This is a genomic window from Streptococcus zalophi (assembly GCF_016481285.1).
In the GTDB taxonomy this organism is placed as follows: domain Bacteria; phylum Bacillota; class Bacilli; order Lactobacillales; family Streptococcaceae; genus Streptococcus; species Streptococcus zalophi.
The window spans coordinates 143,623-160,785 of record NZ_JAENBP010000001.1; the positions used below are offsets into that span (position 1 = coordinate 143,623).

The following is a 17,163-nucleotide window of genomic DNA, read 5'->3' on the forward strand; positions in this document are numbered from 1 at the left end:
CTATTATATCATATTATCGTAAGCCTAATTCAGAAAGACGATTTTGGTACTTATCAAAATCAATGGCTAACCCTTGGCCTCCATACATATCATAGTCATCAATCCAATCACCAAACTCAGGTATGGTTTCTTGTTTGATACCTTCCTTACCACTGGTCACTACTGATAGACCATTACTAATAAGGAAAGGATAAGAGACATTGGTGGAGGTGAGGGCATAGATTTTTCCAATGGCTGCTGATCCTGTAAATAGTTTCGTCGGATCTTTGATTTGATCTATGACAGCAGCCATGACTTGTTGCTGACGTTTCGTTCTCCCAAAATCCCCTTCATCATCTTTGCGAAAACGGGCATAGTTAAGGAGGGTTCTACCATCCATTTGTTGTTTTCCAACAGCAATCGTCTGGTCTGGAACAATACCATTTTCCATTCTTAAATCATCAGGCACATCAACAGACTCAACGACTTGACTATCAATGGTAGCAAATTGTGCATCGATAGTAACACCATTAGGAAAGAGCGTATCAATCGCTTCAGCGAAGGTTTCAAAGTCAATCATCACATAATATTTGATATCGATATCAAAATTACGTTTGAGGGTTTGACGCATCAACTCAGCGCCTTGATTGTCATATTGTTCACCAATCGTAAAAGCTGAATTGAGCTTGCTATCATAACTATAATCACCATAGCTAACCCCTTCAATATTGACCAAGATATCACGCATAAAGCTGACCATCTTAACTTGACCTGATTTATTACCGATATTAACCACCATAATCGTGTCGGTTCTTGCTTCATCAGACCCCTGACTAACCCGTCTATCACTACCTAAGACTAAAATATTAGTACCATCACTTGTGTCTTGCCCATCAAAAAATTCTTCTACTGCAGGACTAAAGTTGGCACTATCAGAAGAGACATCATGCATTCCTTTGAAAAACATGATAACCATGCCGATAAAGGTTAAAACAATGAGGACTAAAAGCAGTTTAAGAAAGGACTTAAAACGAAAACGACGTTTCTTTGGTTTTTTCTGAACAATTGGCGCTACAGGCTCCACCATATCACGTTGTACAAGTCGCTTTTGTTTTCTTGAGCGTCTCTTTTCACTGGCGCGGTATTTGGGTAAGCCATCAATCACGTAGTTATCATCTTCAACATCCTCATAACTATCGTAATGATTATAATTGTCATATTCATCATATTGAGTATAGTTATCCTGATTGAAATGTCTTTGTCTATTATACTGAGAACTCCTATCATACTCAGGATGTCTGTATGAATTCTGTCTTCTTCTTGATGTTGATTTTGATGCTTGACGTTCCTGTGTAAAGTGATTAGAACTGCCACTTTGTGCTCTATAAGTTTGGAATTTACTATGAAGATAGTTAAATTCTTCTTCTTCTCTTTGATTCAAATAATGAATGTTTTTTAAGAGGTACTGATAGCGCAGTTCTTCATGGTGGGTCAAGCCAATATCTCTTTTTCTTGCCATTGCTTTTTCCTATCTGTACTTTTTTTCTGTGACACAATGCATTTTTATCTATAGTCACACAATCATCTAAAATTTTATACTGATTTTAAGCAACTGTCAACTATTCACAGTAAAATAGGCGATTTCTTCAAGGTTTTTGACAGATTTTTCTTTTTAAGTATCATTTATTGATTAAGAAAATCCTTGATTAATTCACTAGGCGTTCTATCTGCCACCTCAATAATGGTCGTTGCTACCTCTTCATATAAGGCTTGTCTTTTTAGAAACAGATGATAAAGGTCTTCTTTTTTCAGTGATAAAAACAAAGGACGATTGGTCTTACGATCTTGTTTTAAACGTTCATAAAGGGGTTCAAAATCTAATCGTAGAAAAATAACAGCCTCTGCCTCTTTTAAAAGTTCTCGATTAATGGCCTTCTCAACAATCCCACCACCAGTAGCAATAATCTGATCAGTTGCTACCAATTCTTGTAGGATTTCTGATTCTCTTTGTCTAAATAGGTCTTCTTCTCCTTGGTCAAAGTAATCACAAATAGGACGTCCATATTTTTGTTCCAAATAATCATCCATGTCAATAGCATCTTTTGACCAAGCTTTAGCTAGGGTTGTCTTGCCCGATCCCATAAAACCAATTAAAAATTTAGCCATCAATTAAACCCTCCAAATCATTGAAAAAATTAGGATAGCTAGTTTTAATAGACTCTTCTCCTGTTAAATGAACCTGACCAGATGAAACAATCAAAGCAGCAATCACAATCATCATGGCAATCCGGTGGTCCTTATGGCTATCAAGTATCGCACCATGTAAAGCTGTTGGACCATTAATCACCATACCATCATCAGTGGCATAAATATCAGCTCCCATAGATTTCAAAGAAGAAACAATAAGCGCAAGGCGATTACTCTCTTTGACTTTTAGTTCTTTTGCATCTTTAATAATCGTTTGCCCCTGAGCTTGAGTTGCCAATAGAGCAATAATCGGCAATTCATCAATCAAACGAGGAATAATAGCTCCGGAAATAGTGGTGCCTATTAACGATGAGGAAGAAACTGTTAGGCTTGCAGATTGATTTTTCTCATCACGATGAGAGATAAGGAGCTTGCCACCCATTTCTCTAATAACATCCAAAATACCCGTTCTTGTCGAGTTAATTCCAACATTGTCTAATCTGATTTGACTATTTGGAACAATTAAACCCGCTACCAACCAAAATGCCGCACTTGAAATATCACCAGGTATTGTTACTTCTTGTCCTTTTAGTTTCTCTTTACCATAGACACGAATAGTTTTCCCCTCACAATCAATTCTGCCACCAAATTGCTGTAACATCTCCTCCGTGTGATTTCTCGTCATTTCTTTTTCAACAATCACACTCTCACCTTGGACTTGAAGAGCAGCAAAAATCAGCGCAGATTTGACTTGGGCAGAGGCAACTGGCAAGTGATAGGTTATCTTGGAGAGATTTCTTGAGCCTTTAAGGGTCAAAGGAGGAAACTGTTTTTTTTCATGACCAGAGATAGAAACCCCCATTTGCTTTAATGGGGTCACAATTCTATCCATCGGACGTCTCGATAAACTCTCATCTCCAACCAAGTCAACCTCAAAAGGAGAACCAGCTAAAATACCAGCGATAAGACGCATGGATGTTCCTGAATTGCCCATATCTAATGAAACACCAGGTTGTTTCAAACCTTCAAAACCGTTACCATTAATCTTAGTGACTTGAGCTTTTTGAGTAATTTCTACTCCCATAGCTTGAAAGGCTTTGATGGTTGCCAAAACATCTTCACTCTCTAAGAGATCATTAATAAGTGTTGTCCCATGACTAATGCTTCCAAACATGATGGCTCTATGACTAATGGATTTATCACCTGGAACACGAAGACTCCCCTTTAATGATGATACATGTGTTCTTAATTTCATAGTTATTCCTTGTTACTGTTTTATATAACTTATCACTTAGACAATAAACAAAAACACCTAAAATGTGAGAGAAAACTCAAACATTAAGATGTTTTAATAGATTTTATTCTGCTAATTCTTGTAATGGTTTAAAGATAATTTTTTCAATATCTTGAATATAAACAGATAAGCGTTGTTGATTGTCAAAGAAATGTTTAAGGAGTTCATTTTTTTCAATTCTTTCTCCTAATTCTTGTAAGGTTTTTTGTTCCTCTTGACCTGGCATTTGTCCTGTTGTCATCATGGCTTGGATTTTTTGTTGTGCTTCTAAAAATTCTTGCCACAAGGCTTTAGCATCTTCATTGGCATCCACTTCTTTTTTAGCGGCAACAACTGCTTTGTACTCTTCTAAATCACGAATGCCTCTCTCAAGTGAATTAGCAAGGTCATAGATATTTACTGACATAGTGTTCTCCTTTATGATAAGTCTTATTAATCAAATGATTAATGATCTCTACTATTATAACATATTCCTTGGTTTTTAGCTTTTATCATCCGGTTTAAAAGCATTAAATAGCATAAGAGTTAGTTAAAATTAAAACAATTTTAATTTTTCTTGATAGCTAGTAAAGGCTTCTTTGAGGTCTGTCATATTATCAGAAGTGAATGTTTCTAAAATCTCAGTTGCAAGAACAGTTGCAACGACATTTTCCATGACAACACCCGCTGCAGGAAGAGCCGTCGTATCACTTCTTTCAACACTTGCCTTATACGGTTCATGAGTTTTGACATCAACGGTCATCAAGGGTTTATAAAGCGTTGGAATAGGCTTCATCACTCCCTTAATAATCAGCGGTTGTCCATTTGTCATACCACCTTCAAAGCCACCTAAACGGTTAGTTTTTCGACTATAACCTGTCTCTTTCTCCCAGACAATCTCATCCATGACCTGGCTACCCGTTAGATGAGCAGATTCAAAACCCAGACCAAATTCGACACCTTTAAAGGCATTAATGGATAAAACGGCCTGGGCTAGTTTACCGTCAAGTTTGCGGTCCCACTGCACATAAGAACCCAGTCCAGCCGGAACACCTAGAGCAATCGTTTCAATAACACCGCCTAGAGTATCTCCTTGTTTTTTGATATTGTCAATTTGTTCTTTAATAGCCATTTCAAAAGCATCATTAGCAATCGAAAGGTCTGATTGTCCAGCTTTTGTCTTTATCTCTTGATAGGTCAATTCATCTGAAAGGTCAATAGTCATACCACCAAAAACGGTGATATGATGAAAGACTGTTATTGACAATTCTTCTAAAAGGCGTTTTGCCACTGCGCCAATAGCTACTCTCATAGCTGTTTCACGCGCACTAGAGCGCTCCAACGTATTTCTCAAATCAGAAAAACCATACTTCATCCCACCAACCAAGTCTGCGTGACCAGGACGAGGCTTGGTTAACTGGCGTATGTGTTTTTGACGCTCATCAATCTCATGGACAGCCATGATCTGAGACCAATGGTCAAAATCTTTATTTGGCATGGTTAAAGTGATAGGACTTCCTAAAGTCAATCCATGTCGAACACCTGATGTTATCTCAATGCGATCAGATTCAATCAACATTCTATCGCCTCTACCATAACCTTTTTGGCGTCTTTGTAATTCCTTATTAATATCATCAGCATTCAAAAAAAGACCTGCTGGAACACCTTCAATGATAGCTGTTAAGTGTGGGCCGTGAGATTCACCCGCAGTAAAATATCTCATTTTTTCTCCAAATAATCTCTAACGTCTTCTATAGCAATTGACTCAATCTTTGGTTGCCCTTTTTCTGGAACAAGAACCAGTTTCAATTGTTTACCATTTGCTTTTTTGTCATGTGTGATAGCTTGATACAACTTTTCTTTATCCCATTTTAAAGGGGCAACAGGTAGACCAAATTTCTGACACATGGTTTTTATTTCATTAGAAATGCCTTTTGCCATTAACCCTTTTTCTTCAGCTATTTTTGCGACTTGTATCATGCCCATAGCAACAGCTTCACCGTGATAAATGTCACCATAGCCAACCGTCTGCTCTATGGCATGACCAATCGTGTGGCCAAAATTAAGAAAATGCCTTAAACCAGTGTCATATTCATCGGCTAGAACAAATTCTTTTTTAACCTGACAGGACTGATAAATAAGTTGTTCAGCATTTTTCAAAATACTCTCTCTTGTTCCAGCCATCTCCTCTAATAATTGCCAAAGATTGATATCAGCAATCAAAGCACATTTAATCACTTCACCCATTCCTTCAATCAATTCACGTTCACCTAGAGTTTTTAAAACTTCTGGGTCAATTAAAACCCCATCTGGTTGATGAAAGGTTCCCAATAAATTTTTAGCAGTTTTAGTGTTAACACCCGTTTTACCACCAATAGAAGCATCTACTTGAGCAATAAGACTGGTTGGGATTTGTAAAAAATGTAGCCCTCTCATATAAGTTGAAGCAACAAACCCTGCCAAATCACCAACAACACCACCACCAAGAGCGATAATGCCATCTGCTTTACTCATTCCAAATGAAGATAAAAAATCATATATTTTTTCAATAGTTGTTAGATTTTTTGATGGTTCCCCTGCTAAAAAATCAAAAACAGCTACTTGAAAGCCTTGGCTCTCCAACTGTAATTTCACATGTTCGGCATATAAATTAGCCACACGATTATCTGAAATAATAACAATTTTTTGTGGTTGCCAAAAAGATGCTACCCATTCTCCAACACGGTAAAGGCCTTGGTTTTCAATAAGAATATCGTAGGGATGACTAGGAAGATTAACGTGTATTTTCATTATCAGACTCCTTAAGCTTGTTGAGACTGTTCTTCTAACAATGGTAAAATTTCTTGAACAGGCATTTTCTCACCTGTCCATAATTCAAAGGAAAGGGCAGCTTGATGGATAAGCATCCCTAATCCATTAAAAGTGATCAACCCTTGTTGTTTTGCATAGGTGATTAGAGGTGTTTCAAGTGGATGATAAATAATGTCTGCCACCAAGAGATTTTTAGGTAATTTCACTTCATGGCTAGGAAGGGCTAAACTTTTACCATCCATTCCTATGCTAGTAGCATTAACCAATAAATCAGCACTTAAAACAATCTCTTCAAATAACTCTTTTTGAGCTAAAGCATAGGTTAAAATGGTTGTTTTCGTCTTTTTAGCCAGTAAGGTCATCCTTTGTTTTGTTTCCTCAAGGTAAGACTCTCTGGTAAAAATAATAATTTTTTTAACACCCTCAATAGCTGCCTGCACAATAATAGCGGTAGCTGCGCTACCGCTACCTATTATAACCATTGTTTTTTCTTTAATAAGGAAATGAACTTGATTCTCAAGGCTCTTTAAAAAGCCCAGACCATCTGTATTATAACCAATCAGTTGTCCCTCTTTATGACAAATCGTATTCACAGCACCCATCAATTGTGCTTCATTTGAAATACTGTCCAAAAAAGGAAGAACTGCCTGTTTATAAGGCATAGAAACATTAATACCAAACATATTTAATCGTTTAATGGTTTCTAATGTTATTTCAATATCAGAAAAAGTTAATTCAAAAGCAAGGTATACACCATTAATACCTAATTTTTGAAAGCTGAGATTATGGATAAATGGTGATAAGGAATGTTTTATAGGATTTCCTATCACTGCAGCTAGACGGGTCTTCCCATCAATCAGCATCTAACATCTCCATGATTTTTTTATAATGAATAAGTGAAATTTGACCTGATGCGGTTTGAGCATCCATAAAGGTAAATGTCCAAGAACTACCTGTCAAATGACCAGCCAAACGTGTCAATTGTCCTAATTTACCCATTGAAATCGTTACATAATCTTGTTCAGGATTTAAGGTTTTAAACCCTCTTGTCAGATTCATAAGTTCTAAAACATCTTGTTCACTCTTAGGAGTAACCGCAATCTTAACCATACGCGGTCCTAAGGTTGTCAACTCAGAAAACAACTCCATAATGTTTTCTGGTGTCTCTTCATAATTATGATAGGATAAAACCAGATTTGAGAAATCTAGCATCTCTTCAAAGATACTCTTATAAGAGAAGTATTCAAAATCAATATAATCTGGTGAATAAAGTGCCTGAATTTCTTTTAATATGGCAACATATTCTTCAGGAGATAAATCTACCATCCCACCTTCTTTTTGAGTTCGCAAGGTAAAAAGAATTTCAAAGCCTGAAAATTTTTCAAATATAGCAGGAGCAACGTCGAGTACGTTGTTCTTTGACAAAAAGTCTGCCCGCCATTCAATAACATCTGCTCCATAGAATTTTTCAATGTCCATTCGCTGGACTTCTTCAAACCCTTTTGGGGTAATTGTTACTACTGTTTTCATTTGTTCACCTTTATTGTAAATACTTTTAAATAATTACTTCTTTCATCATTTTTGTTTATTCTAAAATCAGATGGAAGTTGATAGAGAGCCTCATAACTATGTTTTTGAGTCCCAAAACCTTTTTCTAATTCTTTTTTAAATTGTGCCACGCTAAGATTAGCAGCATTGGTTGAAGCAATAATTAGTCCTTGGTCATTTAATAATGGTAGTGACTGACTAATAAGTTGGCGATAATCTTTGGCGACAGAAAAAACTTTCTTTTTGTTTTTGGCAAAACTAGGCGGGTCAATAATAATGACATCATAAGTTAAATGGTGTCGTTTGGCATATTTTAAAAAGTTAAAAACATCCATCACAATAAACTGATGGTTAGTTAAATCAAAATGATTGGCTTTAAAATGAGCCTCAGACATTTTCTTAGATCGATTAGCCAAATCAACTGATGTTGTCTCAATAGCACCACCCATACTGGCAGCTACAGAAAAAGCTGCAGTATAAGAAAAGAGGTTTAATATTTTTTTCCCACTAGAAAGATGAGTCACCAATGCTTCTCTCACCTCATGCTGATCTAAGAAGATACCAGTCATCAGTCCTCTATTTAAAAAGACTTGATAACTAACGCCATTTTCTAAAATAATAAATGTTTCTGGTGCTTCTTGACCGTAAAGATGGGCTGATTGATAGTTAAGACCTTTAAAACGAATTTTTTCATAAGCGCCCTTAATCTCAGGAAAAATATCTTTAAAAGCTGCAATAATCATCTCTTTTATCTGATAGACAAATAGATTATACCAAGAAAAAATAGCGTAATCACCATATAAATCAATGGTTAAACCACCAAAATTATCTCCATCTTGATTAAAGACACGAAAAGCCGTTGTTAAATTAGATTGAAAATAGTAGCTACGTTGTTTTTTAGCTGTTTCAAAAAGAACTTTAAAATAGTTTTCATCAAGGGTGATTTTCTGATGGGAAAGAAACCAACCCACTCCTTTATTTTGCTGAGATAAGTAAGCCATACCAAGAAAATGTTTTGTTTTTGAAAACAATTCTATCAACTGATTATCAATTGATAAATCATCAAAATCATGCGCATCTAAGAGTTGGATACCATTTTTGATTTTTTTCTCAATAAAAGCGTTAACAACAAGTTTATTCATACTCTATATTATAACAGAAATTTAATATTTTTCCTACAAAAAATTCTTAAAATCTTATCTAATATCCCTTTATAATAGTAATATCATGATTTTTTCAAACTATTCTATAACAATTCAAAATAATGACAAAATGATGACAATACTTTAAGAAATTGTTTTCCTTTTTCATCCATTCTCATTTATGTTATAATTTAGTTTGAAACTCTTTTATGGAAAAATAGAATGAGGAAATAATTTTGTGAAAAAATTTAAACAGTTTATTTTAGAAATCATGAGTACTAGATTGGGATTTCTCCTCACCTTGGTAGGTTTTTATTGGCTAAAAACAATGTGGGCTAATACCGTTGATTTTAATCTTGGATTAGAAAATCCTTATCAATTCTTTCTAACTTTAATTAACCCAATTCCTATTAGCTTGCTATTAATTGGCTTAGCACTGTATATTAAAAATACTAAACTATTTTATAGTGCTACTTTAATCATGTATGCTCTACTTAACTTGCTTTTAATTGCTAATGCTATCTACTTTAGAGAGTTCTCTGATTTTATTACGATTAATACCATGCTTGCAACTAGTAAAGTATCAGCAGGACTTGGTGATTCTGCCATTAATCTCTTACGCCCTTGGGATTTAGTATATCTTTTAGATGCTTTTATACTGGTGTTCTTATTAGTAAAAAGGTACATTAGCTTTGATAACAGATCTTTTAACAAAAGAGCTAGTTTTGCAGTGACAGCTTTGTCTGCCTTATTATTTTCAGTCAACCTTTTTCTAGCTGAAATTGATAGACCAGAACTCTTATCAAGAGGTTTTTCAAATACTTATGTGGTTAGAGCACTTGGTATCAATGCTTTCTTGGGTTACGATGCCAATCAAACATACCAAACACAAAAAGTTCGTGCCGAAGCAAAACCAGAGGAAATTGAGACCGTTAAAGCTTACGTTAATCAACACTATGTTGAACCTAATCCTAATTATTTTGGGCTTGCCAAGGATCGTAACGTTATTATAATCCATTTGGAGAGCTTCCAACAATTTTTAATCGATTACAAGTTAACAGTAGACAACAGACAATATGAAGTGACACCTTTTATCAACTCACTTTATCATTCCAATCAAACTTTTTCTTTTTCTAACTTTTTCCACCAAGTTAAGGCGGGAAAAACGTCAGATTCTGAAACTTTGATGGAAACATCCTTATTTGGTCTCAATCAAGGATCATTTTTTGTTCAATATGGTGGCGATAACACACAACAGGCTGCACCACATATTCTAGCTGAAAACGGAAACTATACTAGCGCTGTCTTCCACGGTAACATTGCCACTTTTTGGAATAGAAATAATGTCTACAAAGCTCTTGACTATGACTACTTTTTTGATCAGTCCTACATGTCAAAAGCAACTGATGATAATTCTTTCCAATACGGCTTAAACGATAAAATCATGTTTTCTGATTCTATTAAGTACTTGGAGCACATGCAACAACCATTTTATACCAAATTTATCACCGTGTCTAATCACTATCCTTATCAGAACCTTTCAGGTGATGAGGTTGGCTTTCCATTAGCTCAGACAGATGATGAAACCATTAATGGCTATTTTGCTACAGCCAATTATCTAGATGCTGCGGTAAAAAGTTTCTTTGACTATTTAAAAGCAAGTGGTCTCTATGATAATTCCATTATCTTATTATATGGTGATCATTATGGTATTTCCAATTCACGTAATCCAAGTCTTGCTGAATTACTGGGTAAGGATTCTGAAACTTGGTCTGAATATGATAATGCCATGCTACAAAGAGTCCCTTATATGATTCATGTTCCAGGAACTGATAAAGGATTTATCAGTGAAACTTACGGTGGTGAAGTTGATAATTTGCCAACTCTACTTCACTTATTAGGGATTGATACTAAACAATACATTCAATTGGGTCAAGACTTACTTTCAAAAGACAATAGTCAAGTGGTTGCTCTAAGAACATCTGGTTACTTTATCACACCACACTATACTAGCTATGGTGGTAGACTTTATAATACTGTCACCGGTGAAGAGATTACCAATCCTGATGAAAATACTAGCCTTGTGATTGATGAGATTAGAAATATTGCTAAAACGCAACTAGATATTAGTGATAGTATCCAAACGGGTGATCTTCTTCGTTTTTACAAAGATAGTGGCTTGACACCAGTTGATTCTTCAAACATTTCTTATAATGATTCTTTTGAGATTTTAAGGCAAATTGAAGAAGAACTTGGTGATATGTCAACAAGTCTTTATAATCAAAATAATAATACTTCTACTCAAGAACTCTATAATGCTCCAAGTTATAGTGAACTACATCCAGATTTGCCAGAAAATACAGAAATAGATGAGAATACTACTCATTCAAGTACACTAGAAGAGTAGATTAGTAAACATACGTAATAAAAGAAGCTAGAACATGTTATTCTAGCTTCTTTTATTTTCTCATTAACCACCTAGGTAGGCTTTTCTAACTTCATCAGACGTTAGTAAGTATTGACCAGTACCAGATAGAACAATTTTACCAGTTTCTAAAACATAACCTCTATCAGCAATTGATAAGGCCTTATGGGCATTTTGCTCAATCAATAAAATGGTTGTCCCTTGTTTTTGAATATCTAAAATAATATCAAAAATCTCTTGAATAAAAATTGGAGCAAGACCCATGGAAGGTTCATCTAGAAGTAACAATTTAGGTTGACTCATCAATGCTCTTCCCATAGCTAACATTTGCTGCTCACCACCTGAGAGAGTTGCAGCATCTTGATTTTTTCTTTCTTCTAATCTTGGAAAGCGAGAGAAAACTTTTTTCAAATTCTTTTGATTTTCCTCACGATTTGTTTTTAAAAAAGCTCCCATTTCAAGATTTTCTAAAACAGTTAAACCTGAAAAGACATGGCGTCCTTCTGGTACTTGTGATAAGCCAGAGGCTACAATTTTTCTTGCAGGTACTTTATGAATAGGATTTCCTAGAAAAGTAATTTCTCCTTTACTTGGCTTTACTAGTCCAGAAATAGTTCTAAGAATAGAGGTCTTTCCAGCACCATTGGCACCAATCAGACTAACAACCTCTCCTTCATTGACTTCAAAGGAAACATCTTTGACAGCTTCAATCACACCATAGCTAACAGATAAATTTTTAACAGTCAACATATCTACTCCTCCTCTCCTAGATAAGCCTCAATCACACGCTTGTTGGTTTTAATCTCTTCAGGAAGACCATGAGCAATCAGACGTCCATACTCTAAAACATAAATCCTCTCGGTGACTTCCATAACAAGACTCATATCATGTTCGATAAGAATAATGGTGATATTAAATTTCTCCTTCACCTGTCTAATCAAACTAGTTAAATCAGCTGTTTCCTGTGGATTCATTCCCGCTGCAGGTTCATCTAAAAAGAGAATTTTAGGGTTCGTTGCTAAAGCTCTAACAATCTCAAGACGTCTTTGTTGACCGTAAGGAAGATTCTTAGCCAAATAATCACTATACTTATCAAGATCAAAAATAGCTAATAGGGACAAAGCCTTCTCTTTTAGTTCTTTTTCTTTATGATAAAACTTAGGTAGTCTCAGTAAAGAGGTTAAAAAACCTGAACTTTTATTGTTAGCCATACCAACCAAGACATTATCTAAAACGGTCATATCTTTAAACAGACGAATATTTTGAAATGTCCTTGATAAGCCTAAGGAAGCAATTTTATAAGGCGTTTTCCCATTCAATTCAGTACCATCCAAAACAATACTACCTTCAGTTGGTTCATAGACTCCTGTTAACAAATTAAACAAAGTTGTTTTTCCGGCTCCGTTTGGTCCGATAAGACCTACAAGCTCACCCTTGTTAAGTTCAATACTAACATTCCCAACAGCGGTTAAACCACCAAAGTTTTTGGTCACATTTTTTACTTCTAGAAGTGCCATTATTTTTTGCCCTCCTTAACATTCTTAGTAAACCATTTGGATAGTATTAATTCCTTTGTTCCCAAAAGCCCACCTGGTCTAAAGACCATAACAAGTATCAATGCTAGTGAATAAATAATCATACGTAGTTCAGAAACATTTTGGAGAAACATATTTAAAATACCAAGCACAAGTGCTGCAACAATTGTTCCAGTAACAGAACCAAGACCACCTAAAACGGCAATAATCAAGTATTCAATTGACTTCATGACCGTAAAGTCTTTTGGAACAACCGTTCCAATATAACCTACATAGAGTGATCCTGCAATACTAGCAGTCATAGCCGCAATCACAAAAGTTAAAACCTTGATATTTGTTGTATTAACACCCATTGACTCAGAAGCAATCTCATCTTCTCTAATAGCGATAACTTGACGACCTAGAGGACTTCTCAGATAGTTTAAAATTAAGATAGTAATTAAGACAACAAAGATAAAAACAACAGGCCAAGTTGTGTATGGAAGGATTCCAGATAACCCCGCAGCACCATTAGTCAATTCTCCACCGTTAACAATAATGATTCTAATGATTTCTGATGCTCCTAATGTTGCAATGGCTAGGTAATCACCTTTTAAACGAAGGGTTGGAATACCAATAATAAGAGCAACTACCGCTGCGATTAAAACTCCAACAAGCATAGAAATATAAAAACCAGCATAAGTAGGCATTGATTTGGTTAAAATAGCTGTAGCATAAGCACCAATTGCCATGAATCCTGCTTGCCCAAGAGAAAATTGACCAGAAAAACCTAATACCAAGTTAGTTCCAAGCGCCATAATCATGCTAATACCAATACCCATCAAAATTTGAAGGTAGTAAATGCCTAGTAACCCTGTACTTGATAAAATGGCAATAAGTGCAAAAAAGGCGATAACTAAGAGAGCCCAAAGAAGATTAACTTTTAAGTTCTTTTTCATCCTTACACCTTCTCTTTCACATTTTTACCTAAAATTCCTGCTGGCTTAACCAATAAAATAATAATTAAAACAGCATAAACAACTGCGTCACGGTAGCTCGATAAGCCAAATGATACTGAAAATGTTTCTAAAAGGCCAATGACAAAACCACCAATAGCTGCACCGGGAATGATGCCAATTCCACCCAAAACGGCAGCAACAAAGGCTTTAATACCCGGTGTCATCCCCATAAGAGGATCAATGGAATTATAATAAAGACCAATTAACACACCAGCTGCACCTGCTAAGGCTGAACCTAATGCAAAGGTAAAACTAATAGTACTATTAACATTAATTCCCATCAATTCTGCCGCATCACTATCCACAGAAACAGCACGCATGGCTTTCCCCATTTTTGTCTTTTTAACAATAAATTGTAGAAGAATCATTAGTAATAAAGAAACACCCAAAATGGTCAACTGAACATTTGTGATACTGATTGGACCAAAGTTATATTTAACGGTTTCTAGGGCTTGTGGAAAGGCTCTTGTATTAGCTCCAAAAAGATAGACCATGCCATATTCTAAGAAAAAAGAGACACCAATTGCCGTGATTAAAGCTGCAATACGTGTTGATTGACGAAGTGGTCGATAAGCCAAAAATTCTATCAACACACCTAAACCTGCTGTGATTAACATTGTTAAAATAAGGGCAAGGAAAAAATTCATTTTAAATTGATTGATGAGATAGTAACCTATAAAAGCTCCCATCATATACAAGTCGCCATGGGCAAAATTAATTAGTTTAATAATACCATAGACCATGGTATAGCCTAATGCTAATAGAGCATAAACACTACCTAAAATAAGCCCATTAACAAGTTGTTGAAGCATGTATTCACCAAACTTTCTATAAAATAATAATATCTGGAAAGACTATTGCCTTTCCAGATATTGACTGTGAAGATAAGGCAAGATTACTCAGCTGAAACAACTGTAGCAGAATCTTCTTTACCATCCTTAAGACCAATCATAACAACTGATTTCACTGGATTGTGATTTTCATCAATGGTTATAGAACCAGTAACTCCTTCAAAATCAGATAATTTCGCAAGATTTTCGGCAATATCTTTAGATGACTTAGCACCTTCTGTTGCTTTAGCAACCATGTAAACAGCGTCATAAGCTAAAGCTGCAAACATTGATGGTTCCTCACCATATTTTGCTTTATATTTTTCAATAAAGCCAGTGGCTGTATCTGAAATTTCTGAAGAGAATCCTGATAAATAATAGACATCTTTTGTCGCATCATTACCTGCTAATTCTACAAATTTTTCATCTCCAAAACCATCTGGTCCAACAATTGGTTGACTAATGCCTAAATCACGTGCTTGTTTGGTTAAAAGCCCTGTTTCATTATAGTAACCAGGCATAACAATGGCATCAAAGTCTAAATCTTTAATTTCAGTTAAGGCTGCTTGGAAGTCAGTGTCTTTTGATTGGAAAGTTAATTCCTTAACAATTTCACCTTTGTAGGTTGCCTTAAATTCCTTGGCAATTCCTTTGGCGTAATCACTGGAATTATCATAATAAAGAACAACTTTGTCAGCTTTTAAATCATCTGTTGTAAATTTAGAAATAACATTTCCTTGGTAACTGTCAATAAATGTTGCACGGAAAACGTACTCTTGAACACTACCATCTTCGTTGACAGTCAAATTATCTTGCGTTCCAGAAGGTGTCACTATAGGAACACCCGCAGATGTTGCATTTGGAGAAGCTGCTGCTGTTGCACCAGATGTTGCTGGTCCAACAATAGCATTAACTTTACTTTCTGTTGCTAAATTAGTTGTTACTGAAGCGGCTTCGCTATTTTCAGATTTATTATCTTTAGAAACCAACTCTATTTGTTTGCCATCAATACCACCTGCGGCATTAATTTCTTCAACGGCTAATTCAGCTGCATTTTTTTGGGGAACTCCATAAGCAGCCACACCACCAGTTAATTCAAAATTCAGACCAATTTTGACAGTATCACCAATTTCATTACCCTCAGAGTTTGAGGAAGTTGTTGGAGCACTACCACAGGCAACAAGAGCCGTTGTTGTTAAGAACGTCATTGCTGCTAGTAACAATTTCTTTTTCATACATTTTTCTCCTTAATACAATTGTAATTAGATATGCTATTAAGAATACAGAATTATCTGACAATTGTCAAGGAAAACCACTCTTTTTTACAAAATTTTCTGAATATTTTTATTTTTCCCACAAATTACCTACAAAATTAAAATCAATATCCTCAAAATAGGATGGATAAACTTCTTTGACAAATTTTAACTCTTTTAATTTAACTACCAAAGAATCAACCTCATCTTGATTAACATATAAGACAAGATATCTCATCCGGCGAGAATGGTAGAGACAATCTCCATACTTCATTATTTTTTTAGCATCTCTGTTATAGTAGAGATGAACAATAATACCCACACGATTTGTTTTATCAAACACTTTTACTTTCCTTTCATTATCTTTATTATCAGTTTTAAAATCCATCAATCATTTTAAATTTATTCTTTTAGATAATCTTAAAATATCTATAATTGAGCTTTTTATCTATTTTAAATTATAGCATAAAATCAAGGTTTTAGAAATCTTCGTTTGGTTTTTAAAAATAATAGCTAAACCATTAATACTAAAAAGAAAAAAGCAGTTTGAACAAGTTCAAACCACTTTTTAATAAGCATCTTTTTTTATTTCAATTCATTTGCTGCCATAATTTCATCAATGAAACCATAAGCTAATGTTTCTTCTGCACTCATCCAATAATCACGTTCAGCATCTTTATGAATTTGTTTAACAGTCTTACCAGAATTATCTGCTAAGATTTTTTCTAAAGTACGACGTGTTTTCAATAAGTGTTCAGCAGCAATAGCCATATCCGTTTGTTGTGTGCCACCACCAGTGCCACCCATTGGTTGGTGAATCATGTATTCAGCATGTGGTAACATGAAGCGTTTGCCTTTAGCACCACTTGAAGCAATGACAGTTCCCATTGAAGCAGCCATCCCCATAACGATTGTTTGGACATCTGCTTTAATAAAGTTCATCGTATCAACAATAGCCAACCCTGCTGAAACAGAACCACCAGGTGTATTAACATAGAGATAGATATCTTTGGTACTGTCTTGGGCATCTAGGAAAAGTAATTGAGCGATGACAGAATTGGCCATATTGTCTTCTACTGGGCCTGTTAACATAATAATTCGATCTTTAAGGAGACGAGAATAAATATCGTAAGAACGTTCGCCTCTACTTGTTTGTTCAATAACTACAGGAATCATTTGTCA

17 protein-coding genes are annotated in these 17,163 nt (G+C 35.2%); 1 reads left to right on the plus strand and 16 read right to left on the minus strand.

From position 1 onward, the window contains the following. Nucleotides 1-13: 13 nt before the first annotated feature. The 9 genes from JHK64_RS00615 to JHK64_RS00655 all read right to left on the minus strand — a co-directional run bounded on the left by JHK64_RS00615 (nt 14) and on the right by JHK64_RS00655 (nt 8,940). Nucleotides 14-1,498 (minus strand): LCP family protein, encoded by a 1,485-nt coding sequence (locus JHK64_RS00615; protein WP_199567062.1) that lies wholly within the window; start codon nt 1,496-1,498, stop codon nt 14-16. A gap of 164 nt (nt 1,499-1,662) precedes the next feature. Continuing rightward, nucleotides 1,663-2,145, minus strand: coding sequence for a shikimate kinase (locus JHK64_RS00620; protein WP_199567063.1), 483 nt, complete (start codon nt 2,143-2,145; stop codon nt 1,663-1,665). Next, nucleotides 2,138-3,421, minus strand: a complete 1,284-nt coding sequence (gene aroA, locus JHK64_RS00625; protein WP_199567064.1) for a 3-phosphoshikimate 1-carboxyvinyltransferase — start codon at nt 3,419-3,421, stop codon at nt 2,138-2,140. Before aroA ends, JHK64_RS00620 begins: the two co-directional genes overlap by 8 nt. A 103-nt stretch (nt 3,422-3,524) precedes the next feature. Continuing rightward, the gene (locus JHK64_RS00630) at nt 3,525-3,866 is read right to left on the minus strand and encodes a YlbF/YmcA family competence regulator (RefSeq protein WP_199567065.1); all 342 of its coding nucleotides are present in this window, start codon (nt 3,864-3,866) and stop codon (nt 3,525-3,527) included. A gap of 129 nt (nt 3,867-3,995) precedes the next feature. Beyond that, the gene (gene aroC / locus JHK64_RS00635; RefSeq protein WP_199567066.1) at nt 3,996-5,162 is read right to left on the minus strand and encodes a chorismate synthase; all 1,167 of its coding nucleotides are present in this window, start codon (nt 5,160-5,162) and stop codon (nt 3,996-3,998) included. After that, entirely contained in the window at nt 5,159-6,229 is a 1,071-nt protein-coding gene (gene aroB, locus JHK64_RS00640) for a 3-dehydroquinate synthase (protein ID WP_199567067.1), read from the minus strand. Before aroB ends, aroC begins: the two co-directional genes overlap by 4 nt. 11 nt (nt 6,230-6,240) lie before the next feature. Further along, the gene (aroE, locus tag JHK64_RS00645; RefSeq protein WP_199567068.1) at nt 6,241-7,113 is read right to left on the minus strand and encodes a shikimate dehydrogenase; all 873 of its coding nucleotides are present in this window, start codon (nt 7,111-7,113) and stop codon (nt 6,241-6,243) included. Continuing rightward, entirely contained in the window at nt 7,103-7,780 is a 678-nt protein-coding gene (gene aroD, locus JHK64_RS00650) for a type I 3-dehydroquinate dehydratase (RefSeq protein ID WP_199567069.1), read from the minus strand. Before aroD ends, aroE begins: the two co-directional genes overlap by 11 nt. Then, a complete protein-coding gene (locus JHK64_RS00655) occupies nt 7,777-8,940 on the minus strand; it encodes a class I SAM-dependent rRNA methyltransferase (RefSeq protein WP_199567070.1) in 1,164 nt (387 codons plus the stop codon). Before JHK64_RS00655 ends, aroD begins: the two co-directional genes overlap by 4 nt. A 238-nt stretch (nt 8,941-9,178) precedes the next feature. On the opposite strand from JHK64_RS00655, the gene JHK64_RS00660 reads away from it, so the two are divergent. Then, nucleotides 9,179-11,347, plus strand: coding sequence for an LTA synthase family protein (locus JHK64_RS00660; RefSeq protein ID WP_199567071.1), 2,169 nt, complete (start codon nt 9,179-9,181; stop codon nt 11,345-11,347). A gap of 63 nt (nt 11,348-11,410) precedes the next feature. On the opposite strand, the gene JHK64_RS00665 is transcribed toward JHK64_RS00660, so the two are convergent. The 7 genes from JHK64_RS00665 to JHK64_RS00695 all read right to left on the minus strand — a co-directional run bounded on the left by JHK64_RS00665 (nt 11,411) and on the right by JHK64_RS00695 (nt 17,157). Next, the gene (locus tag JHK64_RS00665) at nt 11,411-12,115 is read right to left on the minus strand and encodes an ABC transporter ATP-binding protein (protein ID WP_199567072.1); all 705 of its coding nucleotides are present in this window, start codon (nt 12,113-12,115) and stop codon (nt 11,411-11,413) included. Nucleotides 12,116-12,117: 2 nt separating this feature from the next. Next, entirely contained in the window at nt 12,118-12,882 is a 765-nt protein-coding gene (locus JHK64_RS00670) for an ABC transporter ATP-binding protein (protein WP_199567073.1), read from the minus strand. Next, entirely contained in the window at nt 12,882-13,838 is a 957-nt protein-coding gene (locus JHK64_RS00675) for a branched-chain amino acid ABC transporter permease (RefSeq protein WP_199567074.1), read from the minus strand. Before JHK64_RS00675 ends, JHK64_RS00670 begins: the two co-directional genes overlap by 1 nt. A 2-nt stretch (nt 13,839-13,840) precedes the next feature. Further along, the gene (locus tag JHK64_RS00680) at nt 13,841-14,710 is read right to left on the minus strand and encodes a branched-chain amino acid ABC transporter permease (RefSeq protein ID WP_199567075.1); all 870 of its coding nucleotides are present in this window, start codon (nt 14,708-14,710) and stop codon (nt 13,841-13,843) included. Nucleotides 14,711-14,793: 83 nt separating this feature from the next. Continuing rightward, nucleotides 14,794-15,963 carry an ABC transporter substrate-binding protein gene (locus JHK64_RS00685; protein WP_199567076.1) on the minus strand — a complete coding sequence of 390 codons (1,170 nt, stop codon included), beginning with the start codon at nt 15,961-15,963 and terminating at the stop codon, nt 14,794-14,796. Between the two features lie 109 nt (nt 15,964-16,072). Further along, the gene (locus tag JHK64_RS00690) at nt 16,073-16,324 is read right to left on the minus strand and encodes a DUF2129 domain-containing protein (protein WP_199567077.1); all 252 of its coding nucleotides are present in this window, start codon (nt 16,322-16,324) and stop codon (nt 16,073-16,075) included. A gap of 242 nt (nt 16,325-16,566) precedes the next feature. Continuing rightward, on the minus strand, nt 16,567-17,157 hold the full coding sequence (locus JHK64_RS00695; protein ID WP_199567078.1) for an ATP-dependent Clp protease proteolytic subunit: 591 nt from the start codon (nt 17,155-17,157) through the stop codon (nt 16,567-16,569). Between the last annotated feature and the right edge of the window lie 6 nt (nt 17,158-17,163).